The sequence below is a fragment of the Caproicibacterium sp. BJN0003 genome, assembly GCF_026314295.1.
Lineage (GTDB): Bacteria > Bacillota > Clostridia > Oscillospirales > Acutalibacteraceae > Caproicibacterium.
The window spans coordinates 1,669,928-1,693,549 of record NZ_CP111108.1; the positions used below are offsets into that span (position 1 = coordinate 1,669,928).

Genomic DNA, 23,622 nt, shown 5'->3' on the forward strand with positions numbered 1-23,622 from the left:
CGGTTATGGAACTAACCTATATCAATGCAAATGGCAAAAGCATCACGCTCAAACAAGGCCGCCCGTATTTTCTTAAAAAAATAGACGGTGCTGGCGACATTCGTCAGACCGTTAACACGTTCAAGGCACCGGATCAGGACGGCGCTTTTTACATCTCCTCAACACTGGATATGCGCAATATCACGCTGGAAGGCACAGTCATCGCGGACACACCTGATGAAGCCTACGCACGAAGGCACACCTTTCTTCAAATATTCAGCCCCAAGGTGAACGGGACGCTCCTGTACCGGGAGCGGCAAATTGCCTGTGTCGTTGAGGAAGCGGGCTTTACAGTTTCCACCCGGCAGCGGATACCCGGATTTTTTGTCAGTTTACTCTGCCCATCTCCGTTCTTCGAGACGCAGAATGAGGTTCGCGAGGAACTGGCATCATGGATACCAATGTTCGAATTCGAACTGGATATACCGGAAAGCGGCATGGAATTCGGAATGCGTCAGCCCAGTCAGATTATCACGGTAGATAACATTGGCGATGTTTCATGCGGCTGTGAAATTGTGTTCCGGGCGCTGGGTACGGTGACAAATCCGGAACTGCTGAATATGGACACAGGGGAATATATCCGGCTCCTCACGACAATGAGCATCGGGGATGAACTCCGGGTATACACGCATTTTGCCGGAAAGCGCGTGGTCAGCGTTGACGGCTCGACAGTAACAAACGCATTCTCTCTATTGGATACCGGGTCGGCGTTTTTCCAGCTTGCCGCCGGGGTGAATACTTTGCGTTATGACGCTTCAGTCAATATGGAACTACTGGAGGTCAGCATTTATTATCGGCCACAGTTTCTGGGGGTGTAAGGATGGAACTATATATCTATAATTCAGACCGGGAGCTTACAGGCATTGTGGAATCCTTTGAATATCTGCGCTGGACGAGGCGTTATTCCCAGTGCGGTTCCTTCGAACTGCGGGCCATAGCGACACCGGAAAATACCACGCTCCTGCAAGAAGGTAACTTTATCTGGAAGAACGACGATGAGGAAGTCGGAATCATTGAACACCTGGAAATGGTTCAGGCAGAACAGGAAATCATCACGGCAAGCGGTCGTTTTGCAACCTCTTTTCTTTCCCGGCGTATTGTCTGGCAAACGGAGGTACTGTCAGGTGATCTTTCCGCCTGTGTGGAGCAGCTTTTAAATAATAATCTCATCAGTCCTACTGATACGGCGCGGCAAATCGACGGTATAGTCTTCTCGTCCCCGAACCTGAGCGTACCCGTCAACACCCAGATATCATACCGGGGCCTGATGGATGTGGTAACGGAACTGTGCGGTGCTTCAGAAATTGGCATTAAGACCGTGTTCACTCCGGCAACGCACCTTTTTACCGTAACACTGTATAAAGGCACCGACTCCCAGGCAGTGTTCTCCAAGGAATATGAAAATCTAACGGAACAGAGCTATACAGAGAGTGCGGCGGATTACGCCAACACCGCTCTCATCGGCGGCGAGGGTGAAGGCGAAAGCCGTACATTTGTCGCTATTACAAGCGGCTCCGGAGAGACCCGGCGAGAAATTTTCGTGGATGCCAAGGACCTGCAGGCGGCAGATTTTGGCACAGGTTATACCGACGCGCTGATCTTCCGGGGACAGAGCAAGCTGAGCGAACAGGGAATCCGTTATTCGTTCGACACGTCGGTGAACCCTCACGGCAACTTGACCTACAAGACAGATTTTGACCTTGGACAGACCGTTAAAGTCATTTCCAAGGCGTGGGGCGTATCCATGACGACGCGCATCGCCGAAATTGAAGAAACTTACGACGCGGACGGTCTGAGTATCAGCGTTGTATTTGGCAAGGCCGAGTTAACAATAGCGCAGAAGATCCGTTCCGACATGAGCGAGGTCAAAACAGCACTGTCGGCTCCAACCGGGATAGCCGAAGTAACGGAGGCTCTTGACGCTGTAGAGGAAACGCTGGGAAATCTGTCGGAGGTGGACCCGGAAATTCAGGGAGAAACCTTTACAGCCACCGTGAACAACTTATATGGAAAGCTGCCCGCGCTTGAAATAACCGTGGGTGCAGGCACGATATCGGTTGGACAATATGCCCTGCATCATATGGAACCTGGAGATTCGTTGTATTTCACCTCGTGGAGCGGCAACAAATTCAGCGACCAGCCAAGTGATGACGGTCATGTCTTTCTGGTAAAGCACAATGGTGACAATACAGGAAGCGGATACCAACGGGCAATGGGCTTCTTCATATCCCGCAATACCATGACGTTTTATGTGATTTCCATTTTCGTTTACAACAATCCATCCGGCGAGGCGAACTGGCTGAATATCAACAATGAGCCTATCACTACAACGCGGATTGCAACCGGAGCGGTCACCGGAGTAAAGATTGCGGACCGCACCATTACCGCTGTCAAAATTGCGTCTGCGCTGACCGATTACTCCGCAACAGAACAAAACACCGGACGCCTATGGATAGATGGTAAGACCATTTACCGAAAAGAAATCAATCTCGGCTATCTTCCGAATGCGGTGCCGGGAAGCGTAGCGCACGGTATATCCAATCTCAGCACGGTTGTGAGTTTATCAGGCTTCGCTACAAACGGGACGGTGTTCCTGCCGTTACCGCTTGCACGATACAACAACTTTGCTTCCCAGATTGGTCTCTACGCGGATACCACCAATATTATCGTCGAGCCCGGAAATGACCGAACCGCATATACGGGCTACGTGATAATTGAATATACAAAAACCAGCTAAACAAGGAGGAAACAGCGCATGGAGAAAAGCGGATTTTTTAACTCGTCGGATGGAGACAGAGTCTATGACGCGACGGATTTCGCGGCATATTTCGGAAGCCTTGTGTCGAACGGCGTATTCTACGCATCGGCGACGAACCTGCAGGCAACGCCCGGAAACGGGCTGGCGGTGAGCGTGGCGGCAGGCAGCGCTTGGATTAACGGATACCGGTATGAAAATACAGACGACCTAAACCTTCCGCTCACTACGGCAAACGGTAGCAACCCCCGAATTGACCGGATTGTGGTTCGTTTAAGCCAGGTCAGCCGGAATATTCAGCTTGCCGTTGTTGACGGTACTCCCGCCGCGACGCCGTCAGCTCCAGCGCTGACAAGAACCAGCGACGTCTATGAACTTGGCATCGCCGATGTGCTGATACCGGCCGCCGCAACATCAATAGCCACAAATAACATCACCGACACCCGGCTGAATACCAGCCTTTGCGGGCTGGTCAATTCTCTTGTGACAGCAGTCTATGAATGAGGAGGTGAACGACGATGGCGGATATTTACGGTGTAACGTTGCAAGCAGGTTCAAGCCCAACCGTCTATTACACCATTACCTATTCTAAGTGCCGGCCGAACAATAGCCAGATGACCTATAACTTCACCATTTCCGCCGCGCTGGGTTCCTCTGGCTCCTACATCCACAGCGGCTACGCCCTGCTCTGTACCATGACGGTAAACGGTTCATCTGCACAAGTGCGCATCAAGGCGGCAGATGGCGACGACTGGGACGGAACCACGCCGAGGCTCAGATATGTTTCGGTCACATGTGCTTCCACTACGGGAAACACCGCGCAGGGCGTGCGCTTTCAGGTAGTGTCGGATGGAAGACTGCCCCTGACATCCGGCGTAATCGATAACTCAAGCTACACCGTGTTAAGTTCGGCTCTTCTGACCACGGCCTGCGGAGCACCGACCTCCTGCTCGGTTAGCCCAATACTTGCGGAAGGAACCGTGACTCTTTCCTGGAGCGGAGCTTCCAGCGGCATAAACAATACAATTTCCAGTTATGAAATCCAGTACAGTGATTCCACTGACAATCTCACATGGGGAGCCTGGACTGCACTGACAACGGTGAATACCACAGCTACAAGCGGCAGTGTATCAGTTGATCCGCCTTCGACGCGCGGGAATTACCGCAGATTCCAGGTGCGGACGCGTGGTACGGCAGGAGCAAGTTATTACTCCGGCTGGAAAGTATCCACGAACTCCGTCCGCAGGAATACGGCACCGAGTCCCGCTGCGTCAGCCGTTGCTTCTCCCGCTGAATACAGCAATGAGACGATAACGCTGACTTGGAGCGGAGCCTCCGGCGGCACCAGCCCGGTAAAGGGCTACCAGATCGCCAGCCGCACATCATTGGACAACAGTACCTGGAGTGCATGGAATGTGCTGACCATTCTGATACTGTCCGCCAGCGGTGGCAGCTACAACCCGGTTGTATCAAGCACACCGGGGACCTATACGCAGTTTGGTATCTGGACAATCGACACCTTTGATGTCTATTCGGTCGAAAAAATCAGTAACAGCATCTACTGCGACGTAACAGCTTGCGGAGCGCCGACCGTCTGCTCAGTAAGCGCGGCATTAGCTGAAGGAAACGTCACTCTCTCGTGGAGTGGCGCAGCTAATGGCGCGGGCAATGCCATCACGTCTTATGAGATACAGTACAGCGACTCACCCGACAACAGCAGCTGGGGCGATTGGACGGCTCTGACCACGGTGAGCACCTCGGCGACAAATGGTAGCTTGAGTGTCAGCCCACCGGCCACGAGGGGCAATTATCGCCGGTTTCGGATACGGACGCGCGGTGCTGCCGGTGTAAGTTTTTATTCGGACTGGACGGTGTCCAGCAATACTGTTCGCAGAAATACGCTGCCAACGCCGCCGACATCTTTTACAGCCGCACCCGCGATTTATGAAGGCGTCGTCGTAACGCTTGCGTGGAGCGGAGCAGCTCCTGGAACCAGCGCCATCAAACAGTACGTCATCCAGCGGTCAACCTCCACGGATGGAACGAACTGGTCGGCATACGAGGCTCTTACAATTGTTGTTTCAAGTTCCACCTCGGGAACGTATTCGGCGAACGCTTCCCAGATAGCCGGAACGTATACTCGTTACCGTATCAGTGTTACCGATACTTTAGACGCGGTTTCCGCTTATGTAATCAGCGGGACGGTAAAGAAAAACAGTCCTCCATCTGCTCCTGTAATCGTCTGCCCGTCGTCCAGCGGGTCCAGTTACAATACCACTCCACGTTTTATGATTACAACGGGTGTCGAACCGGACGGCCAGTCGCAGATTGTGGAAGTAAAAATCGATACGGGCACTTGGATCAACAGTGTGGATAATCCAGAGCGATTTTCCACGAACGGATACCTTGGGAACGGCGTTAAAACAGTGTATCAGGCGGAAACGCTGGCGGCGGGAAGTCATTCCATTACCATTCGCTGCCTTGACAGCGATATCGAGTCGGCAAGTCCGGAGGTTGTCCGCACTTTTACAATACTGACGACGCCATTCGAGACAATTACCGCGAACGAAACCCATGTGAAGGCGGCGCATATCCAGACACTCCGAACCGCTGTAAACATGGTACGAAGCTATTATGGCCTGTCTCCTGCAACTTGGAGTGAGGAAATTACAGTTGGAAAAACCACGGTCAAGAACTGGCCATTCCACATCACGGAGCTTCGAAAAGCCATCGAGCCTGTCATTACGGCGGTCAACAGTTTCGATTCCTCATCGTCTTTTGATATCCCGCCCTTAACTTGGCTGTCCATCGGAGCAGGACGGCCAAAAGCGGATGTGATACAGCAAATTCATAATTTAATTCTAACTCTTTAACACAGTGTGGATGATGCGCCTTTGCGGTTGCGGGGCGCATTTTTTATATTCAAAACAAAAAGGAGGACTCCCAATGAAAGAAGTATGGAACTGGATTCAAGTATTGGCGGCAGCGGCCGGAGGCTTCTTCGGCTGGTTTTTCGGCGGCTTTGACGGCTTTTTGTATGCGCTGCTTGTGTTCGTAGTTGTGGACTACATCACCGGCGTCATGCGCGCCATAGCGGACAAAAAGCTGTCCAGCGAGGTCGGCTTCAAGGGCATCTGCAAGAAGGTGCTGATTTTTGTAATGGTTGGCGTCGCGCACATCATGGACATCTATCTCATCGGCAACGGCGAGGTTCTGCGTACCGCCGTCATCTTTTTCTACTGTTCCAACGAAGGTGTGTCCATGCTGGAAAATGCGGCGCATCTGGGGCTACCTATTCCCGAAAAGCTCAAGGCGGCGCTGGAGCAGCTTCACGGGCGGAGCGACGACTCGTCAAGGCCGGGTGATGGAGCATGATTGATTTAACAAAAGCCGCGACAGTATTCATCGGTCGGCAGGGCGAGAACCATTTTCGCAATCTGGAGTTTGATGTCTCCAGCCTGCTTGGTGACGAATATCCCGGCGAGACGTTGACCGCCATTTACAAACGGCCGGACGGCGTCGCTTATCCAGTAGTTACAAGCTATGCGGACGGTGTGCTGACATGGTCGCCCGGTTCAACGGAAACTGAAGTTGTCGGCGTGGGGCAGCTCGAGATCAGGGTCACCCATGAAGATGTTGTCGGGAAAAGCGTGCGGGTACTCACCATCGTGGAGGAGGCTCTCGCGGACGGGATTGTCGAACCGCCGGAGCCGCCCGCGCAGGAATGGCTGAATCAGGTGCTGACAGCGCTCGCCGCAATTGATGTGAATGACACCTACGCGCTGCTTAATCTCACGTACAACCTGTTAAATGATGACTATACTCTGCTCGGAACCACGCATGACCAGATGGAAAGTATGCGTGACATGCTGTATACCCGAACGGGGATTATCCTCAATCACCTGCACCCGGTGGAGACTGCCTCGGCACCGGACATGGCGAGCCGCAGAGCGTCCATCACCTTTACCGGAATATCGGCAGGCAGCAATATGGTGATGGACAGCGTAACCTATTTGTTCGTTGCGGCGCTTGGAAGTCCGGCGGCAAATACCGTGCAGGTACTGATTCAGAGTAATCTCAGCGACACTGTCAAAAAGATTGCCGAAGCCATACGGGGCGTTCAGGATGCGGGAAACATCGCATACGGCAGCGGAACAAATCCGCACCCCACCTGTACAGGCTACTGGACAAAGCAGAGGTTTTCCATTGGGGACATTTCCGTTGCTCCCGGAGAAAGCCTGTTCCTGCTGGAAAAAGCTGAGGACGTCAACACTGCTTTGACTCTGACCTCCACCGCCGCGTCAACCATCAATGTTTTCATTCGGATGCCGCACCTGCGGTATGTTTTGTCAGGCAATACTCTCGGCTCGGGCGGCACAAGCAGCATCAGAGGGCCTATGCATACCATTCTGCCCATCGGCAGCATTGTAATCGGCGGTCAGGACGATCCGCTTATCCCGGTGCCCTACGACTGCCACCTGGTCACGATCTGCCGCCAATCGGATACCACCGAAAAAGAGCTGGACTTCTATATTTCAAACGACGAGCAGACCTTTACCCGCATCTCGAGAAGCACGCCACTCGGCGCGGATAGTTCCACAGAGGCCCAGCACGCTCAGATCGCTATGCGACAAAGCAGAGTACCTGCCGGCTACGGGCTATACGCTCGCATTGGGAGCAACGGCACATCGGCGACCGCTTACTGCGATCTAAAGTTTACCTACCATCTGTACCCGGCCGCGCTTGCGGCTTACATTTAAACTGTGAGGTGCTTTTATGAATCTGCATCAACTCATTCTGACGAACAATGCCTGCTACAGGGCAGGCAAAACCATTACGCCGAAGGGTATCATGGTGCATTCCACCGGGGCGAACAATCCCAATTTGAAACGCTATGTCAGTCCGGATGACGGACTACTTGGAAAAAATCAGTACGGCAACCACTGGAACCAGAATACGCCGGACGGCCGTCAGGTCTGCGTCCACGGTTTTATCGGCCAGCTTGCCGACGGCTCCATCGCAACGTACCAGACCTTGCCGTGGAATATGCGCGGTTGGCACTGCGGCAGCGGTGCAAAAGGCTCCGGTAATGATACGCATATCGGCTTTGAAATCTGCGAGGACGGTCTGACCGATGCCTCGTATTTTTCTGCCGTTTACAAGGAAGCCGTAGAGCTTTGCGTATATCTCTGCAAGCAGTATGGGCTGACGGATAAGGACATTATCTGTCACTCGGAGGGCGCGAAGCTGGGAATCGCCAGTAATCACGGCGACGTCATGCACTGGTTTCCGAAGTTTGGAAAGAACATGGACAGCTTCCGCGCTGCAGTCAAGGCTGGATTGGCGGTAGCGGAAACGACCGCTGAATCTGACACACCGAAGAAATATTACCGTGTGCAGGTCGGCGCATATTCCGTCAAGGCAAACGCCGATGCTATGCTCAGTAAGGTCAAGGCAGCTGGCTTCACTGACGCTTTTGTCAAGTATAGCGAGTAACCATATACACATCGCAGTAATGCCTACTGGAGATTATCTCTCTGGTAGGCATTATTTTTTTGCTTTTTTTTCGTCCAAACAGCCTGAAATCTTCCAGTGAGTTGTGAGGACAGAGGTTCTTAGACTGGAGGAAAAATACATGGCCAATATTACTGGCGTAATACCAGAAATCAATTATGAAAAGAAACCTGTTCCGCAAGAGCAATTGCAGCGCGAAGTAGATTATGTAAGGGCACAGCGGATACTCTCTTTCATGCTCCAAAACGGACTTGTTTCCTTGTCGGAATTCAACAAGATAACCACATTAAACCGCAAATCTTTCTCACCGGCTCTGGCACAGATTATGCCCGAAAGCCGTTGATATTACTGAACTTCAGAGGTAATATGTCACACTGACAAGGAGGTGAAAAATTGAAAAAGGTAACGAAAATCAATGAAAATACGTCTGATTTTACAGAGCTTCCCAAACTGCGTGTTGCGGCTTACTGCCGTGTGTCCACCGATAGTGATGATCAGCTGGTCAGTCTCGACACACAGATAAAGCACTACGAATCCTACATCAAATCAAATCCTGACTGGGATTTTGCCGGGCTTTATTATGACGAGGGCATCACCGGTACAAAAAAGGAAAAGCGGCCGGAGCTGCTTCGCATGATTGCCGACTGCGAGAACAAGAAAATTGACTTCATCGTAACAAAGTCCATTAGCCGGTTTGCAAGGAATACAACCGACTGTCTGGAACTGGTGAGGAAGCTGCTTGACCTCGGCATTTTCATTTACTTTGAGAAGGAAAATATAAACACCGGGTCAATGGAAAGTGAACTCATGCTGTCAATCCTGAGTGGACTGGCCGAAAATGAGTCGGTCTCTATTGCGGAAAACAGCAAATGGTCGGTAAAGCGTAGGTTTCAAAATGGGACCTTCAAGATTTCCTATCCGCCCTACGGCTACGATACTGCTGATGGAAAGCTGGTCATAAACGAATCACAGGCGGAAATAGTCCGTTTTATTTTCTTCGAAATTCTTTCCGGCAAGGGTACCGGCAAAATTGCAAATGAGCTGAACCGCCGCGATGTGCCATCCAAGAAAGGCGGTCGCTGGACGGCGACAACCATTCGCGGGATGCTCGGTAATGAAAAATACACCGGCGATGCCATTTTTCAAAAAACCTACACCGATATGCACTTCAACCGCCACTACAATTACGGTGAAAAAGACCAGTTCCTGATTAAAAATCATCATGATGCGATTATCAGCCATGAGGATTTCGATGCCGCGCAGGCTATCATTGAACAGCACGGCAAAGAAAAAGGCGTGGAAAAATATCAGGATAAGTACCAAAACCGATATCCGTTTTCAGGCAAAATCATCTGCGGTCAGTGCGGTGGCAAATTCAAGCGTCGCATCCACTCCACCGGCAGGCATAATATCGCATGGTGCTGTACCAATCATATAGAGGACGCTAAGAAATGTTCCATGAAATACATCCCGGAGTCTGATTTTGAATATGCGTTTGTAACTATGGTGAATAAGCTCATATTCGGTCACCAAACCGTTTTAAGGCCCTTATTAATGGGCCTTCGCGGTATCAACTCCGAAGACAGTGTGGCAAAGCTGCACACCCTCGATAAAAAGCTCGAAGAAAACGCGGAACAGCGAAAGGTGCTGGTTACACTACAGACCCGTGGCTACCTTGAGCCTGCCGTTTACAACAAGGGAAATAACGAACTTTTGCAAGAAGCCGAGCGCATACAGCGCCAGAAAGAATCCATATCCCGCTTCATAAACAGCGACAATATTAACCTGCATGAGGTCAGCGAGCTCCTGCAATACGCCACAAAGGCGGCAATGCTGAAGGGCTTTGACAGAGAACTGTTTACTCGCTTCGTGGAGCGGATTCTTGTATATTCACGAACAGAAATAGGGTTCGAATTAAAATGCGGCATTACGCTGAAAGAAAGGTTGGTGAGATAAATGGGCCACACTCCATACGGTTACCGGATTATAAACGGAAAAGCCGTGATTGATGAACAATCTGCCGAGCGGATAAAAATCCTGTTTCAGTCCTATCTGACCGGCGATTCTTTGGCAACGGCAGCAAAAAAAGCTGAAATTATAGCATTCCACGCAGGCATCAGCAGGATGCTCCAGAATAAGCGCTATCTCGGTGACGAATATTACCCGGCGATTGTCGACCCGGACACATTTACGGCTGCTGAAGCGGAACGTATCAGACGGGCAGAAAAACTCGGCCGAGTCCGAGAACTAAAAGCAAAAAAAGAGGTCGTCTATCCCACTGCCTTCCGCATCAGCGAAGACAGAGAGCGGTTTGACGACCCATTCCAGCAGGCGGAATATTCCTACAGCCTGATAGAAACGGAGGTGGATATAGATGGAGGTCAGTAAGAATGTAACCGTCATTCCGGCGAGGAAGCATACCCGAAAGAGCAAGGACGAAGAAAAACCGAAGCTCCGCGTTGCTGCCTACTGCCGCGTTTCCACAGACAGCGACGAACAGGCGACCAGTTATGACGCACAAATTGAACACTACACCGCTTACATTAACGGCCACCCAGACTGGGAATTGGCGGGAATCTATGCGGACGACGGCATCTCCGGCACCAATACAAAAAAGCGCGAGGAATTCAACCGCATGATTGACGAGTGCATGGCCGGCAATATCGACATGGTCATCACGAAGTCCATCAGCCGGTTTGCCCGAAATACGCTGGACTGCTTGAAATACATCCGTCAGCTCAAGGACAAGAACATTCCTGTTTTCTTTGAAAAAGAAAATATCAACTCTATGGATTCCAAGGGCGAGGTCATGCTTACCATCATGGCGTCGCTTGCCCAGCAGGAAAGCCAATCCTTAAGTCAGAACGTTAAGCTGGGCCTGCAATACCGATACCAGCAGGGCGAAATCCAGATAAATTGTGCTCGGTTCCTCGGTTATACAAAGGATGAGAATAAGCATCTTGTAATAGTGCCGGAAGAAGCTGAAATTGTGAAACGCATTTACCGGGAATACCTTGAAGGTGCCAGTATGCTTAAAATCGCTCGCGGTCTGGAAGCGGACGGTATTCTGAACGGAGCCGGTAAGGAAAAATGGCATACCAGCAACGTGAACCAGATTTTGCGCAATGAAAAATACATCGGTGATGCTCTACTGCAGAAAACCTATACCGTTGACTTCCTTACGAAAAAGCGGGTTAAAAATAACGGCCTTGTTCCACAATACTATGTTGAAAACAGCCACGAAGCCATCATTCCGCGTGGAATTTTCATGCAGGTGCAGGAGGAACTCGTCCGCCGTCGTATCGTCCACACCAGCCCCAATGGGAAGAACCGAGTCTTCAGTAGCAGTCACTGCCTATCAAACGTCGTTTTCTGCGGCTGCTGCGGGGAGTTTTACCGCAGGATTCACTGGTACAACCGTGGTAAGAAGTCCATCGTCTGGCGGTGCATCAGCCGTCTTGAAAATACCGGGTTGTTCTGCGACGCCCGCACCGTGCCGGAAAGCCAGATTGAGCAAGTGCTGGTTGCCGCAATCAATCAGACATGGTGTGACAAGGACACCTTCCTCACCACCCTGCAAAGAAACATCGAAACCGTTCTGGAATCAGAAAAAGGCCAGCCACTTAGCGACATCGACAAGCGGCTGGCAGAACTGCAGGAGGAACTTTTAAAGCGGACCGGCGCCCGAGCTGATTATGAGGATGTCGCCGAGGAGATTTACCGCCTGCGCGAGGATAAGCAGAAGCTTCAGCTGGAAAGCGCCGGGCGGGACGAGCAGAAAAAGCGCATCGCCGACATGGGCACCTTCCTGAGGGAACAGCCCACTGCCATTGCCGAATACGACGAGCCGCTTGTCCGGCGGCTGATTGAAAAAGTCACCGTCTACGAGGACAAATTCACGGTGGAATTCAAGTCCGGCGTGACGGTGGATGTGGATGAATAAGGACACAAATGAGCATGCCCGCCAATCTGTCAGCAAACTTTTGACCAAAACCAATTTATTTTGAAATATGCTGCAGCATGTTATTGAATATCTCGATGTGTCGTTCTTCATCCATAACAATGCGTCTTAAGATGCTTGCAATGTTGGAATTCTGTATCGTGTTGGCTTGCCGGTTATACTTTTGAATGGCCGCTTCCTCTCCTTTGATGGAGTTAATGATGACATCGCGAACATTTCTCGGGTATTGATTGTATGCCGGCGTCCAATAGGATTTTCTTCGATTTTGTACCGTCCACAAGCGTGGGTCGGCCCCCATCTTGTAGGCAAGCTCTGCGAATATATCCAAGTGATGCATTTCCACGATGCTGATTTCATGAAAGCACTTGGCAAAACCAGTGTAGCTTGGTTCGAGTATGACGCTGTTATAAAAGTACAGGCTTACAGCGGTCATTTCAGAGTTGCTACTGCCTATATTACTTAACATAGCGAGAGCATATTCGGGGTTTTGGCTTTCGGGCTGGGTCGGGGGGTATGGCAGATTGACAGAGACATCGCAGGTAAAATCATTATTCATCATCATAAGCCTCCATTGAAAATACTTAGCATTATGATATATATGAAGCGCCCGGCAGCAAAAGACCTGTAAAACAAAAAATCGAAAAATAAGAGAAACGGTCTTTGTCATCCTGAAATTTTTTAAGGAAATGCCCTCCCTGATTACAGTATTTTCAGTTTGCATCATATATCCAAACTTTCAAAAAAGGTCTGGCCGTAATGGAGGCGTAGGTTTCAAAGAAAAGCACATTGCTTTGCCCCGTCCGTCGTTCCAATTCCGCTACAAGAAGGGGGGATTGATAAACAAATCCACGTTTTTCAAATGATCTCTATGTTATCATCACCCATCGATGGCTGATTAACAGCAAAATGACGAGTAATATTGCCAATATGGTGAATACCGCGGCAAGTACATTGATCACCTTATTTGTCCTGCCTTTCAGGGCCTTGGCGAGCAAGGCGTAAATGCCAATTCCGATAATTCCTCCGAGCGTGTTGCTAAGCACGTCGGTAATATCAGCTCTGCCGATCGCGAAAATAAACTGTATGATTTCAAAGGCAAAAGCCAAGCCGGCAATCGCGAGAAGCTTTTTCACAAAAGGCCACGGGGTTTTCAACATACAAAGATAGATTCCAAAAGGGATGAAAACGAGAATGTTATTTCTGATTTCGCTGAACTGAATCATGCCGCTGTCACAGAAAGACCCCAGAAACGGAATCGGGTTAATGACTCGCTCCCCATGCATATCCGGGATGGAAAACTGCAATTTGAAGAGAATCAGCCATGTTAATGCCAGTAAATAAATTGCGAACAACACGAGTGTAAGCGTGTTTTGTTTTTTTGATTTTAAATTTTTCATAGAGTGATCTCTTCTCCGTTTCAGACGGTATTAATTCCCCGAGGCCGTCTTTGCCATTCTGAAATTTGTCAGGGAAACGCCTCCTCTGATTACGATGTTTTCGGCTTGCACAGTGTATCCAAGCTTTTCAAAAAAGGGCCTGGCCGTAATGGATGCGTACGTTTCAAAACAAACGACATTTTCATCTATGGCGCGGCGCTCCAATTCTTTTACCAGCGCTGTTGCAAGCCCTTCACCTTGATAATCTTTGTGGACATAGAGCCTGTCCAGATAGCCATTCCTGTCCATATCGGCAAAACCCGCAATCACACCGCTTTGCACAGCCACCAAAGTGGTGTGCTCTAAGAAGGAGCGATTCCATTCGTCCAAATCGACATCCCCAGTGGCCCAAGCGTCAAGCTGCTCTTTTGTGTAGTCCTTCGTATTGACTGTATGAACGGTATCGTAAAATAATTGTGCCAGCAAAGGGCAATCGTCAGGCTTGTATTCTCTGATTATCATAGTACCCGCCTCATGATCCGAAATCTCCTTTAACTTTAATAGCCATAATTTCCATCAATGAATATGACCTTAATTCGTTCCTTCTCAAATTGACCGGTTATCAGTACGAAATCATTGCAAATCCGCTGGGAATGATGACAATCAATACACCGGCCCAATGTTGTACACGGTGTTTCTTTTCCAAGCCGTTTTGCATCCAGCGGTGCGGCAATCTGGCGGGTACGCAGAATGGCATCATCTACTGATTTTACGATCTTATTCGTTCCTATAACAGCAATCACCTGTCTTGGCCCATAGATAATCGGCGCAACACGACTGCCGTTTCCATCAATATTAAACAGTTTGCCGTCCGCTGTTACTGCATTGATTCCCGTTAGAAAGGTATCCGCGCGGAAGTTCTTAAGATAAAGCTCCCGTTTTTCCTCGTGGCCCAAACCTTCCTGGTGCTTATCTAGAAAATTGTAATAATGATTCCTGACATATTCGTACACGCCGGTCTGCTCCAGCGTGACGGAATCACCGCAGCCCACGGTCTGCCCTTCGGGCATCAATTTCCGAATCAACTCATGTAACTGAAAGATGGATTCCACATAGTATCCGGCTATGTGATTTTTTCCTAAATTGTCTATTGTCTCTTTGATGGTATCCTGCATATTTCTCTCCCCAAGCGCTTATCGACACACGAATATCCCGACCTGTTCCCATGTACACGCCAAAACTCAAAAAACATCAATCCTGTACTCTCGCCAAGTCCCAAAAACGCGAAACATCTATCCTGTCCTATCACGAAAGCCCAGTATCAATCCTGTTCTCTCGCGAACGGAATCCGACCCGATAGACTGATTCCCATGAACGGGTAAAATCACGTTCTGAGTGTACAGTATAAAAACGCAAAATCACAGAAATGGCTTATATACTGGGGTTTCTGTACACTCAGTCTTTTACCCTTGACATCAATACTACGCACTCGACGTGTTTTGAGATGAATTCATAGCTGTCAAAGGACAATTTCCATTTTCCTTTTTTACTGAATTCTCTTTGAGGGAACATATCTACTGTGGACTTTCGTATGTGGGAAGATATCCATTATTATATCAACTATGATGCCAGGAGGGTCTTTTGTTATTCCTCATTGTTTCCACCACGCGGGTATGGATCCTTATCTTTCCATTTAACACTACCATCTTTATAATGATAATGTTGACCATGTCCTCTCACTGTCTGTTCATTCGGGGAAGAACGCTCCGAGGATTCTGAAGTGTCCTGATCTACAGGATAGTATTTATATGAATCCTCATACTCAGCACGGTCATCATCTGACCATCCGTATTCTGAATTTGATGAACCGCTCCTTGATGATTCTTTGGCAGCAACTACAGCCACTGTAGCCACAAATGTTCCAACGACCTTTATTGCTTTCATTGCATTCGGATGTTTATCTGAAAATTCTATAATTGTTTTACTTATGGTTTTGAAACCGCTCTTCAATTTCGGTACAAATCCCTGCTTCGTTATGTCTTCAATGTTATTAGGTGGTACGGTCTCGTGTAGAGATTCATATTTTTTGTCTGACTCTGCCTTTTTCTGAACTCCACTTACAGACTCTTGATTAACTTTTTTCTCGATTTCTGGTTTATTTTGTGCTTCGTTTACAGGATCGGCTAATTGTATTGTTTCGCATTGAATAAATTTCCCATCTCCAAAGTCAGTCTTTTCTTTTGTAACAGGATTAAAATGCCAATTAGTCGGATTTCTCCAATCCCCATCGTGGGCCTCTAAATGTTCTGCTCTTGTTAGGAACTGAATATTTCCGGGATCTCCTTGATATTCTGGATATCTTTCCACACTTTTCATATGCTGTCCTTGAAAAGCTACACCATTCTCATCATAGGCTTTACCTTTATCAAGAATATCTTTCTGTTGTTGGGCAGTCCATTCTCTTGTCCCTTTTCCTTCTTGGACAAGTTCCTGCTCCTTATTCCATGCCGCAAGTATCGCCTTGTTAGATTCTGCTGTTCTTCTCGACATATAATCAACCACCTATGCCAAGCAAATCATGCAGATGTTTAAGAAAGACTATAAAATCATCATAAATTTCATCGTCTTCTATCCTTCCAGCTTCTTGATTATATATAGCTATTTTTTCGCTATTTTTTGCGCAGATGATTGGGTCGCCTGATGCTAAAGCCCCAATGACGATATAATCATCGTTTGGTCGTGAATTATCATTTACATTAATCACTGGCTTGTGTTCAATTCCATATAATTGAATACCTGCTGGCAAAAAGAACTCACCACCATCAGAAAGCTGCAGCCATTCTTTGTATTTGGATGGAAAAACGACATTATTTTCTTGTTCAAAGGTTGTGATTTTTTCTTCTGTAGTCGCCTCATGAAAAATCATTTTCCCCTGTGTACTTAATTCATCAATAATTAGCTTTAATTCTCCAGAAACCATTGTTTTCCTCCTTCACTCGTTACCCGTCTTTATTTCTTCTCCATCTGGTAAAATAAATGCCTGCACAAACTTGACACCTAGCACATCAGCAATGGCCTTCAACTCATCCAAGGTAACTGTTTCTCGTTGTAATTTTTTATTGAAATTCTGTGTAGTCTGGCCAATACGTCTAGCAAGTTCAGAAACGCTTATATTCATTTTCTCACACAGTTCTTTAATCATTTCTGCCGTAGTCATACAGCACCTCCAAGTTAACGCTAAGAATATTATAAACCATTTGGTTGATAAATACAATAGTTATTAAAATATTATTATAATCAGCAAGCAAAAAAAAAACCACAACTCTACTGTAGAGTCATGGGCTATTTACTTTGGGTTTTCATATTTCCATTTCGATTCCAGATTTGAATGCTATGACGAAGTGGTCTTCATACACAGTAACGTTCTGGATTATTTTCCTTACAAGTTTATCGTCATATTCTAAGGTGCGGAATTTGTTCTTGCCGATAAATTCAATCAGCTCATTGATTCGCTCGTTCTCGCCACTAAGGGAGGCATCTTCTACTAAAAGGAACTGTCGCTTGTCTCTCAGCTCATCAATCTCTTCTGCTATGCTTAATCATTAGACTCAGAGTATCTACAGTCTAGCTTGGAAGGGTTCTCTTCTATATAAAATGATAGCTCCTTGTATATTTCATTATAAAATAGAGCTTTTACGACATCCTTAAAAGAGTTTATTTCCCCATTCCTCCAACTCTAAAGTTCCATTTCATTAAGTAACTCCCTAAGCTTTTTAAGTTCTTCTACGCTTAAGGTTACACCTTTGCCCATCTTCTCATGTTCCGGCGACCAATCCCTGATGTCGTATTTAGGCTCCCTGTCATTCCAGCTGATTAAATTCAGTTCCTTTGACCAGCCTCTATTGTTTTCTGAAAGAATGCCCACGGTTTCTTTGATTTCATATTTAATATCTGCCTTGTCTTTCACCTCCTTTTTTACTAGTAACATATTCCCGTACAAACGGCTATTTATCAAATTTTATAGCATTATTTCGCCTTAAAAAGGTGTGAACTTTTCTATATTGTAACAAGTGATTTCTTCATATTCTTCAAGTGAAATTAGACCTAATAAATACATTTCTGCAAGTATTTCACTTGAAATATAATATGCTGATTCTTTTTCTACATTTTCATAAGTTATTTGACTATTCATTTTTCCCTCCATGTCCAATATTTATTCTTCACTATCCCTAGGACATCTGAGGTATTTTTGAGTAAAAAAAAAATAAGACCTACGAAAAAAACTCGTAAGTCATTATGTTAAAGAATTAATATTATTTTTTATTTCAACAAACTGACATTTATCAGTCAATACAAATCCCTTTGAACGAAAGTTTTACTAATTTATTTTTTGTGGAGAGCATTTTTCCAAGTCTTTCCCTGGTTTAAAGATTCATAATTGGTTTGATTATTATTAATATCCGTAAATCTTAAATGTATTTTTCCTTCAGAATCAATTTCTCCCTCAACTTTAGGAGATGTATCTGGAGCATCAGAAATATAAATCATCCTATTTTCCTCAATTCTTACAAAATACCATAGACTTCTAGCCATAGCCCTATCAACCTCTATAAGTCCATAGTTAGAATTTGGTATTATGATAGCATTTTCAAGAGATAAACTATCTAATATTTCTTGTTTAGTTAGTGGTTTATGAATGGTATCTTTCGCAGGAAGCGTAGGAGAATAATTTTCCTCATAGACAATAGGCTTGCCCTCAGAGTCTAAATTATCATGTTGAACATCCCTATCACTATCTCCTAAGGAAACTTTTACTACATCCCATGTCCCAGTCCCAAGTTCATCCAACATCGCAAGGCTAACCCTATTTCCATCCCACTTTATCCAGTACTTACCTGCTGAAATTGGTGCAAATCCATCATCGAGGGAGGTTTCTGCGCCTAAATCTTCAATAAATAAAGGATTTATCCTTTCAAATAAACTTACATTTGACAAAAGCAAGAGCGAAGCCTCATCAACTACTAGCGTATGTTTTTTATCAGGGGAAATAAAAGTATAGTAGGTACTTACAAGATGACCACCTAAAAAAATTAAAGACCCAAATAAGAATCCTGCAATTAATAAAATCCAGCCTGTTACCAGAATAACTCTAGCAATGTTACTAGAATATTTCTTCCAAAATAGCTTTAGAAAAAAGATAAGCCAAGCTACAATCATCAGTAAAAGAATAAATAGGACATCTCCTTGCCTTAATTGTAACCCAAAGAAATCAATTAATATTCTATAACCAGTCCTACTTTTTATATATAAAAGTATCATGGAAAATACTAGCCATATTAATGTTATTGCTGATAGAATGTATGTTTTTATCTTGTTATTTTTTACTTTTACCATGTTTTTATCCTCTAAATTCTAATTTGTATTTATTATACCATAAAAAATAAGCCTACAGATTTTACTCCGTAGTCTTAGTATATTTTTATATTAACTTATTAACTTCGTTTTGAACCTCTAAATATCCTCTTTTTTGTTCGCTTTTAGAAAATCAGATTTTTCCTTAGCTATCCGCTCTGCCTCTTGTTTAGCAAATAATAGCTTAATTGCCTTATCCCTACGAGCCTCTAAAGTACCAACATCGTGCCGTGTTTTACGTATAATTCCTTCATCAAGAATGATAATTTCATTATCGTAATCCTTAATTTTTCGATAAGCTTTAGCATAAGAATCATATAGCGCAGGAGCATCATAGCCGTTATATCGAGCTTTATCAAAAAGTGCAATAGCTTCATCTACTTTGCCATTTTTCCTAGCAGTTTCTCCACGCTCCCAATATGGATAACCTGCATCAAATCCTTTCTCCCAATTCCCTATATTTCGTATCTTGTTTAATGAAACTCGATTATGCAACCCGTTAATAATTACATCTTCTCTAGATATCACTTTTTCAATATTTAGGTTAACTTCAGTCTCATCATATCCACGATTTTTTGCATCGAATAATAACTCTTTCATCGCTGATTTTGAAATAGATTTCAGCATACTAAGGCTTTGCTCTGCTTCTTTTTTAGTATAATTACTAACACTCATATATTCATTCATAGAATTATAACAATCGCTATAAGCACTGAAAATATAATTTGAAAGAGGCGTTAAGTCAAAGGGGCTACGAAAATAGACTCGCACATTTGTTGTACCGCCTTCACTTACAGTACAAGGTTCTATAGGTAAATCAATTCCATTTGTAGCATCTTTTCTAATAATGATGTAATTTCCCTTCTTAGCAAACTTAAACTTTAAGAATGTATATAGACAAGTTACATCGACATAATTATTACTGTTTTTTCGATACCTGATCCAACTGGTGTCACATCCTTTTTTCTCAATAATATCTTGAATAAAAGCACAAACTTCAAGTTCTTTTATGTCTGGAGTCATCTTTTCTATTTGCTTTTTTTGTTCTTCCAACGACTCCTCAATAATATCTAAAACACCCCAAAGGATCTTTCCACATGTATCTGCATCTGATTCTGCTCTATGGGCAGTGTCATTTTTTAATCCGAAATATTCCGCTACAGTCTCTTGCTTATGATTTACAATGCCTTTTATATGTTTTCTAGAGAGACTCAGCGTATCAACATACTTAATTTTTGCATCATACCCAAGCCTAGAAAATGTGTTACTTAAAAATCCAAAATCGAAATTTGCATTGTGTGCACACATAGCGATTTTTCCTTCTAGTGCATCTCCCAAAAATTCTACTAACCGGGGGTAAACTTCCTGCTCACTTGGAGCAGAGTTTAGCATTTCATTACTTATATTATTTATAGCCGAAGCTGAGGATGTAATTCTAACTTTTGGATTGATAAGAGTTCCGAATGATTGAATTGGAACTCCTTCTTCAAATAGCACTGCACCAATCTCTACAATTCTATCTGAAGAAGAATTTAGGCCAGTTGTTTCCACATCAAAAGCGATAAAAGTTTTACGAATCTCATCTACATTTGATATGTCCACATCCAATTTTTCAGCAAAAAATTTACCAGTACGAAAGGGACTAGAAACCAGCTGATGATCAACTTGCTTACTAACCTTTCCTTGTTTTTTCTTTAGAAAATCAAATAATCCCACTATTATTTCCTCCCTCACAAATTTTATCCAGACTCGCTTTTTACGATGCCTTTTTCTTATATTCTACCTATTCGCATACCACAAGAAGTGATCTAACTTTCTTCTTCTAAAAGGAATGTGTATATTATTTTCATCAAGTAGTTTTCCAACACATTCGTTAAATGTCTCGTAATCAAAACTTCTTCGCCACGTATCAATCTTATTCGTAGTTAGTCCTTGGACATACTGAGGAAGAGTATTTTTAACGATGCCATCAAAGATGGAGTAATCATCTCTCCCATACACTTCCACGTTATGATATGTACAGTACTTGGATGCAAATGAGAACATATTAACTGGACCAATGTTCCTTGCGATAATATTTACCAGTTCAGGATCTCCTTTTGCCAACCGATCATCAAAATTAGGAATCTCCAGAATTACTTTAGCCAAATCATATAAAGACAACCTGCTCTTATATTGAGAAAGATGCGTTGAATTGGTTACATCAATTACCGCAATCTTCATCGCAATAGTATTTAAATCATTATGAAGAGGAAATGCATTCAAAACATCATGAATTATTAGACCTTCTTTTCCATAATTAGAGCTTGCACCTACAAATTTATGCTGTTTCTCAATATTCTCTTCTGTTAAAGGTAGGTATTTCTGTTTATGGATTGTTTCCCTTATAGTTTTTTCTTTACTTGAACCAAGCCTAAGAACCTTGTTAATGCACCAATATGTAGTTGCTCCTTTTATAGGGGAAATATCATTCTGGTTAAGATATTCTTTTAATAAACTCAGTTGTTTTCCTTCTGGAATAGTGCCAGATTTCGTTTCTATGATATGAGGTTGTGGTTTGGCAGTACCTTCATTAGCAGCAAATACAGCATACTCAACATCATTTATTGTTATGATTTTCAATACAAATCACACCTCCTAATTACTTGTTTTTATCTCATCACCATCTGGTAAAATAAATGCCTGCACAAACTTGACACCTAGCACATCAGCAATGGCCTTCAACTCATCCAAGGTAACTGTTTCTCGTTGTAATTTTTTATTGAAATTCTGTGTAGTCTGGCCAATACGTCTAGCAAGTTCAGAAACGCTTATATTCATTTTCTCACACAGTTCTTTAATCATTTCTGCCGTAGTCATACAGCACCTCCAAGTTAACGCTAAGAATATTATAAACCATTTGGTTGATAAATACAATAGTTATTAAAATATTATTATAATCAGCAAGCAAAAGAAAACCCACAACTCTACTGCAGAGTCATGGGCTATTTACTTCTGATTTTCATATTTCCATTTCAATACCAGATTTAAAGGATATGACGAAGTGTTCTTCGTAGACTGTAACGCTCTGGATTATCTTCCTTACAAGCTTATCATCATATTCTAGAGTGCGGAATTTGTTCTTGCGGATAAATTCAATCAACTCATCGATTCGCTCATTTTCGCCACTAAGAGAGACATCTTCTACTTAAAGGGTCTGTCGCTTGTCTCTCAGCTCATCAATCTCATCTGCTAGTTGTTCATAGTCTTGCCCCTTATTAGCCAACTTGATGAGTTCTTTTTGTTTTTCCTCTAGCAAGTTGTTAATCTCTGAAATTTGGTATTCTGTTGTTTCGCCAATCACGGCATGAATATTTTCTTCCAAGGTCTTTATCATGTTATTGCCACCTGCAAGTAGCCTATTAATCGCAGTCATTACAGCACCATAGATTTCACCTTCTTTTACCGTTCTATTCTTACAGACCTCAGGTCCTTGCTCGATTCTAGTCACGCATCGCCAGACAAATTCTTTTCTGCCGTGAATATTCCAATATGTTCTCCTGTAAATATCGCCACAATCTCCACAGAAGGTGATGGCACTTAAAGCGTACTTGCTACTATAAATTCGTTTGTTCTTGCCTGCTCCTGTGTAGATATTGCTTCTTCGATGAAGTTCTTCCTGTGCTTGTAAGAAGAGTTCTTTAGGAATAATCGCTTCATGGCTATTTTCAACATAATACTGCGGAACATGGCCTTCGTTCTTAACTCGCTTCTTGGTAAGAAAATCTACTGTGACGGTCTTTTGCAGAAGAGCGTCTCCGATGTATTTTTCGTTTTGAAGGATCTTCTTAACTGATTCTGGTCGCCATCTTGGTTTTCCTGCTGCTGTTAAAATACCATCCTTTTCAAGACCTCGACCAATGCCTACCAGACTCTGACCTTCAAGGTATTCACGGTAGATGCGTTTAATAATCTCAGCTTCTTCTGGAACAATGATTAAGTTTCCGTCTTCATCTTTGGTGTATCCCATAAATCGCTTATGGTTGACCTGCACCTTTCCTTGTTGGTATCGGTATTGAAGTCCAAGCTTAACGTTTTGTGAAAGGCTCTGGCTTTCCTGCTGTGCTAGAGATGCCATAATGGTAAGTAGCACCTCACCCTTGGCATCCATTGTGTTGATGTTCTCTTTTTCAAAATAAACGGATATGTTCTTATCCTTGAGCTGTCTAATGTATTGAAGGCAGTCTAGGGTGTTACGTGCAAATCGGCTGATGGATTTTGTAATAACCATGTCGATATTACCGTCCATACACTCTGCAATCATGCGATTAAATTCGTCACGCTTTTTGGTGTTCGTCCCGGAGATACCATCATCTGCAAAGATGCCGGAAAACTCCCATTCATTATTTTTCTTTATAAACTCTGTATAGTGTGCGACCTGAACCTCATAACTAGAATTTTGTTCTTCCGTTTCTGTAGAAACACGGCAATAGGCGGCAACACGAAGTTTCTTTATCTTTTCTTTTGCGGCCGTACTTCCCACTCTTTTACGAGCAGGAATGACCATTATATTTTTCTCTGCCACA

General features: G+C 44.8%; 25 protein-coding genes and 1 pseudogene. 11 read left to right on the forward strand and 15 right to left on the reverse strand.

The window, feature by feature from the left end; genetic code table 11:
- Window positions 1–5 precede the first annotated feature (5 nt).
- The 11 genes from OP489_RS08210 to OP489_RS08260 all read left to right on the forward strand — a co-directional run bounded on the left by OP489_RS08210 (window position 6) and on the right by OP489_RS08260 (window position 12,251).
- On the forward strand, window positions 6–857 hold the full coding sequence (locus tag OP489_RS08210; protein ID WP_230397519.1) for a phage tail family protein: 852 nt from the start codon (window positions 6–8) through the stop codon (window positions 855–857).
- Window positions 858–859: 2 nt separating this feature from the next.
- Window positions 860–2,776, forward strand: coding sequence for a siphovirus ReqiPepy6 Gp37-like family protein (locus tag OP489_RS08215; RefSeq protein ID WP_230397520.1), 1,917 nt, complete (start codon window positions 860–862; stop codon window positions 2,774–2,776).
- A gap of 18 nt (window positions 2,777–2,794) precedes the next feature.
- Entirely contained in the window at window positions 2,795–3,298 is a 504-nt protein-coding gene (locus OP489_RS08220) for a hypothetical protein (RefSeq protein ID WP_266161480.1), read from the forward strand.
- 476 nt (window positions 3,299–3,774) lie between these two features.
- On the forward strand, window positions 3,775–5,667 hold the full coding sequence (locus OP489_RS08225) for a hypothetical protein (RefSeq protein WP_266161481.1): 1,893 nt from the start codon (window positions 3,775–3,777) through the stop codon (window positions 5,665–5,667).
- A gap of 73 nt (window positions 5,668–5,740) precedes the next feature.
- Window positions 5,741–6,169, forward strand: coding sequence for a phage holin family protein (locus tag OP489_RS08230; protein ID WP_266161482.1), 429 nt, complete (start codon window positions 5,741–5,743; stop codon window positions 6,167–6,169).
- A complete protein-coding gene (locus OP489_RS08235) occupies window positions 6,166–7,554 on the forward strand; it encodes a hypothetical protein (protein ID WP_266161484.1) in 1,389 nt (462 codons plus the stop codon). Before OP489_RS08230 ends, OP489_RS08235 begins: the two co-directional genes overlap by 4 nt.
- Before the next feature lie 16 nt (window positions 7,555–7,570).
- Window positions 7,571–8,290 (forward strand): N-acetylmuramoyl-L-alanine amidase, encoded by a 720-nt coding sequence (locus OP489_RS08240; RefSeq protein ID WP_266161486.1) that lies wholly within the window; start codon window positions 7,571–7,573, stop codon window positions 8,288–8,290.
- 139 nt (window positions 8,291–8,429) lie between these two features.
- Window positions 8,430–8,651 (forward strand): SHOCT domain-containing protein, encoded by a 222-nt coding sequence (locus OP489_RS08245; protein WP_266161487.1) that lies wholly within the window; start codon window positions 8,430–8,432, stop codon window positions 8,649–8,651.
- A gap of 50 nt (window positions 8,652–8,701) precedes the next feature.
- Window positions 8,702–10,264: a recombinase family protein gene (locus OP489_RS08250; protein WP_266161488.1), complete on the forward strand. Its 1,563-nt coding sequence runs from the start codon at window positions 8,702–8,704 to the stop codon at window positions 10,262–10,264.
- Window positions 10,265–10,696, forward strand: coding sequence for a recombinase (locus OP489_RS08255; RefSeq protein ID WP_266161489.1), 432 nt, complete (start codon window positions 10,265–10,267; stop codon window positions 10,694–10,696). It abuts the gene before it with no gap.
- Entirely contained in the window at window positions 10,683–12,251 is a 1,569-nt protein-coding gene (locus OP489_RS08260; RefSeq protein WP_266161490.1) for a recombinase family protein, read from the forward strand. The genes OP489_RS08255 and OP489_RS08260 overlap by 14 nt, the downstream gene beginning before the upstream one ends.
- Window positions 12,252–12,306: 55 nt before the next feature.
- Here OP489_RS08260 and OP489_RS08265 read toward each other — a convergent pair whose 3' ends face one another.
- From OP489_RS08265 to OP489_RS08330, 15 genes and pseudogenes are all read right to left on the reverse strand, one after another.
- Window positions 12,307–12,828 carry a ferritin-like domain-containing protein gene (locus tag OP489_RS08265; protein ID WP_412317289.1) on the reverse strand — a complete coding sequence of 174 codons (522 nt, stop codon included), beginning with the start codon at window positions 12,826–12,828 and terminating at the stop codon, window positions 12,307–12,309.
- A gap of 307 nt (window positions 12,829–13,135) precedes the next feature.
- A complete protein-coding gene (locus OP489_RS08270) occupies window positions 13,136–13,666 on the reverse strand; it encodes a VanZ family protein (RefSeq protein WP_266161492.1) in 531 nt (176 codons plus the stop codon).
- Between the two features lie 30 nt (window positions 13,667–13,696).
- Complete coding sequence (locus tag OP489_RS08275; RefSeq protein ID WP_266161493.1) at window positions 13,697–14,167, reverse strand: GNAT family N-acetyltransferase; 471 nt, start codon at window positions 14,165–14,167, stop codon at window positions 13,697–13,699.
- Between the two features lie 35 nt (window positions 14,168–14,202).
- On the reverse strand, window positions 14,203–14,820 hold the full coding sequence (locus OP489_RS08280; protein ID WP_266161494.1) for a lactate utilization protein: 618 nt from the start codon (window positions 14,818–14,820) through the stop codon (window positions 14,203–14,205).
- Window positions 14,821–15,289: 469 nt separating this feature from the next.
- Window positions 15,290–16,195, reverse strand: a complete 906-nt coding sequence (locus OP489_RS08285) for a teneurin-3 (RefSeq protein ID WP_266161495.1) — start codon at window positions 16,193–16,195, stop codon at window positions 15,290–15,292.
- 4 nt (window positions 16,196–16,199) lie between these two features.
- A complete protein-coding gene (locus OP489_RS08290; RefSeq protein ID WP_266161496.1) occupies window positions 16,200–16,625 on the reverse strand; it encodes an SMI1/KNR4 family protein in 426 nt (141 codons plus the stop codon).
- A gap of 12 nt (window positions 16,626–16,637) precedes the next feature.
- The gene (locus OP489_RS08295) at window positions 16,638–16,862 is read right to left on the reverse strand and encodes a helix-turn-helix domain-containing protein (RefSeq protein WP_266161497.1); all 225 of its coding nucleotides are present in this window, start codon (window positions 16,860–16,862) and stop codon (window positions 16,638–16,640) included.
- A gap of 519 nt (window positions 16,863–17,381) precedes the next feature.
- Entirely contained in the window at window positions 17,382–17,633 is a 252-nt protein-coding gene (locus tag OP489_RS08300; RefSeq protein ID WP_089981971.1) for a YdbC family protein, read from the reverse strand.
- 48 nt (window positions 17,634–17,681) lie between these two features.
- Window positions 17,682–17,837 carry an SHOCT domain-containing protein gene (locus OP489_RS08305; protein ID WP_172036006.1) on the reverse strand — a complete coding sequence of 52 codons (156 nt, stop codon included), beginning with the start codon at window positions 17,835–17,837 and terminating at the stop codon, window positions 17,682–17,684.
- Between the two features lie 191 nt (window positions 17,838–18,028).
- Window positions 18,029–19,039, reverse strand: coding sequence for a hypothetical protein (locus tag OP489_RS08310; protein ID WP_266161499.1), 1,011 nt, complete (start codon window positions 19,037–19,039; stop codon window positions 18,029–18,031).
- 117 nt (window positions 19,040–19,156) lie between these two features.
- Window positions 19,157–20,773, reverse strand: coding sequence for an exonuclease domain-containing protein (locus OP489_RS08315; protein WP_266161500.1), 1,617 nt, complete (start codon window positions 20,771–20,773; stop codon window positions 19,157–19,159).
- Window positions 20,774–20,836: 63 nt separating this feature from the next.
- Window positions 20,837–21,679 (reverse strand): hypothetical protein, encoded by an 843-nt coding sequence (locus OP489_RS08320; RefSeq protein ID WP_266161501.1) that lies wholly within the window; start codon window positions 21,677–21,679, stop codon window positions 20,837–20,839.
- A gap of 15 nt (window positions 21,680–21,694) precedes the next feature.
- Entirely contained in the window at window positions 21,695–21,916 is a 222-nt protein-coding gene (locus tag OP489_RS08325) for a helix-turn-helix domain-containing protein (protein WP_266161502.1), read from the reverse strand.
- A gap of 142 nt (window positions 21,917–22,058) precedes the next feature.
- A pseudogene (locus tag OP489_RS12345) lies at window positions 22,059–22,145 on the reverse strand (DNA recombinase); the annotation flags it as partial.
- A gap of 99 nt (window positions 22,146–22,244) precedes the next feature.
- Window positions 22,245–23,621: a recombinase family protein gene (locus OP489_RS08330; RefSeq protein ID WP_416232443.1), complete on the reverse strand. Its 1,377-nt coding sequence runs from the start codon at window positions 23,619–23,621 to the stop codon at window positions 22,245–22,247.
- Window position 23,622: the final 1 nt, after the last annotated feature.

Coding starts and splice junctions, on each gene's coding strand:
- OP489_RS08295 (WP_266161497.1), bottom strand. CDS start 16,862: ATGACTACGGCAGAAATGATTAAAGAACTGTGTGAGAAAATGAATATA.
- OP489_RS08265 (WP_412317289.1), bottom strand. CDS start 12,828: ATGATGAATAATGATTTTACCTGCGATGTCTCTGTCAATCTGCCATAC.
- OP489_RS08235 (WP_266161484.1), top strand. CDS start 6,166: ATGATTGATTTAACAAAAGCCGCGACAGTATTCATCGGTCGGCAGGGC.
- OP489_RS08310 (WP_266161499.1), bottom strand. CDS start 19,039: ATGGTAAAAGTAAAAAATAACAAGATAAAAACATACATTCTATCAGCA.
- OP489_RS08255 (WP_266161489.1), top strand. CDS start 10,265: ATGGGCCACACTCCATACGGTTACCGGATTATAAACGGAAAAGCCGTG.
- OP489_RS08230 (WP_266161482.1), top strand. CDS start 5,741: ATGAAAGAAGTATGGAACTGGATTCAAGTATTGGCGGCAGCGGCCGGA.
- OP489_RS08260 (WP_266161490.1), top strand. CDS start 10,683: ATGGAGGTCAGTAAGAATGTAACCGTCATTCCGGCGAGGAAGCATACC.
- OP489_RS08300 (WP_089981971.1), bottom strand. CDS start 17,633: ATGTTACTAGTAAAAAAGGAGGTGAAAGACAAGGCAGATATTAAATAT.
- OP489_RS08215 (WP_230397520.1), top strand. CDS start 860: ATGGAACTATATATCTATAATTCAGACCGGGAGCTTACAGGCATTGTG.
- OP489_RS08220 (WP_266161480.1), top strand. CDS start 2,795: ATGGAGAAAAGCGGATTTTTTAACTCGTCGGATGGAGACAGAGTCTAT.
- OP489_RS08270 (WP_266161492.1), bottom strand. CDS start 13,666: ATGAAAAATTTAAAATCAAAAAAACAAAACACGCTTACACTCGTGTTG.
- OP489_RS08210 (WP_230397519.1), top strand. CDS start 6: ATGGAACTAACCTATATCAATGCAAATGGCAAAAGCATCACGCTCAAA.
- OP489_RS08240 (WP_266161486.1), top strand. CDS start 7,571: ATGAATCTGCATCAACTCATTCTGACGAACAATGCCTGCTACAGGGCA.
- OP489_RS08290 (WP_266161496.1), bottom strand. CDS start 16,625: ATGGTTTCTGGAGAATTAAAGCTAATTATTGATGAATTAAGTACACAG.
- OP489_RS08245 (WP_266161487.1), top strand. CDS start 8,430: ATGGCCAATATTACTGGCGTAATACCAGAAATCAATTATGAAAAGAAA.
- OP489_RS08275 (WP_266161493.1), bottom strand. CDS start 14,167: ATGATAATCAGAGAATACAAGCCTGACGATTGCCCTTTGCTGGCACAA.
- OP489_RS08280 (WP_266161494.1), bottom strand. CDS start 14,820: ATGCAGGATACCATCAAAGAGACAATAGACAATTTAGGAAAAAATCAC.
- OP489_RS08285 (WP_266161495.1), bottom strand. CDS start 16,195: ATGTCGAGAAGAACAGCAGAATCTAACAAGGCGATACTTGCGGCATGG.
- OP489_RS08305 (WP_172036006.1), bottom strand. CDS start 17,837: ATGAATAGTCAAATAACTTATGAAAATGTAGAAAAAGAATCAGCATAT.
- OP489_RS08325 (WP_266161502.1), bottom strand. CDS start 21,916: ATGACTACGGCAGAAATGATTAAAGAACTGTGTGAGAAAATGAATATA.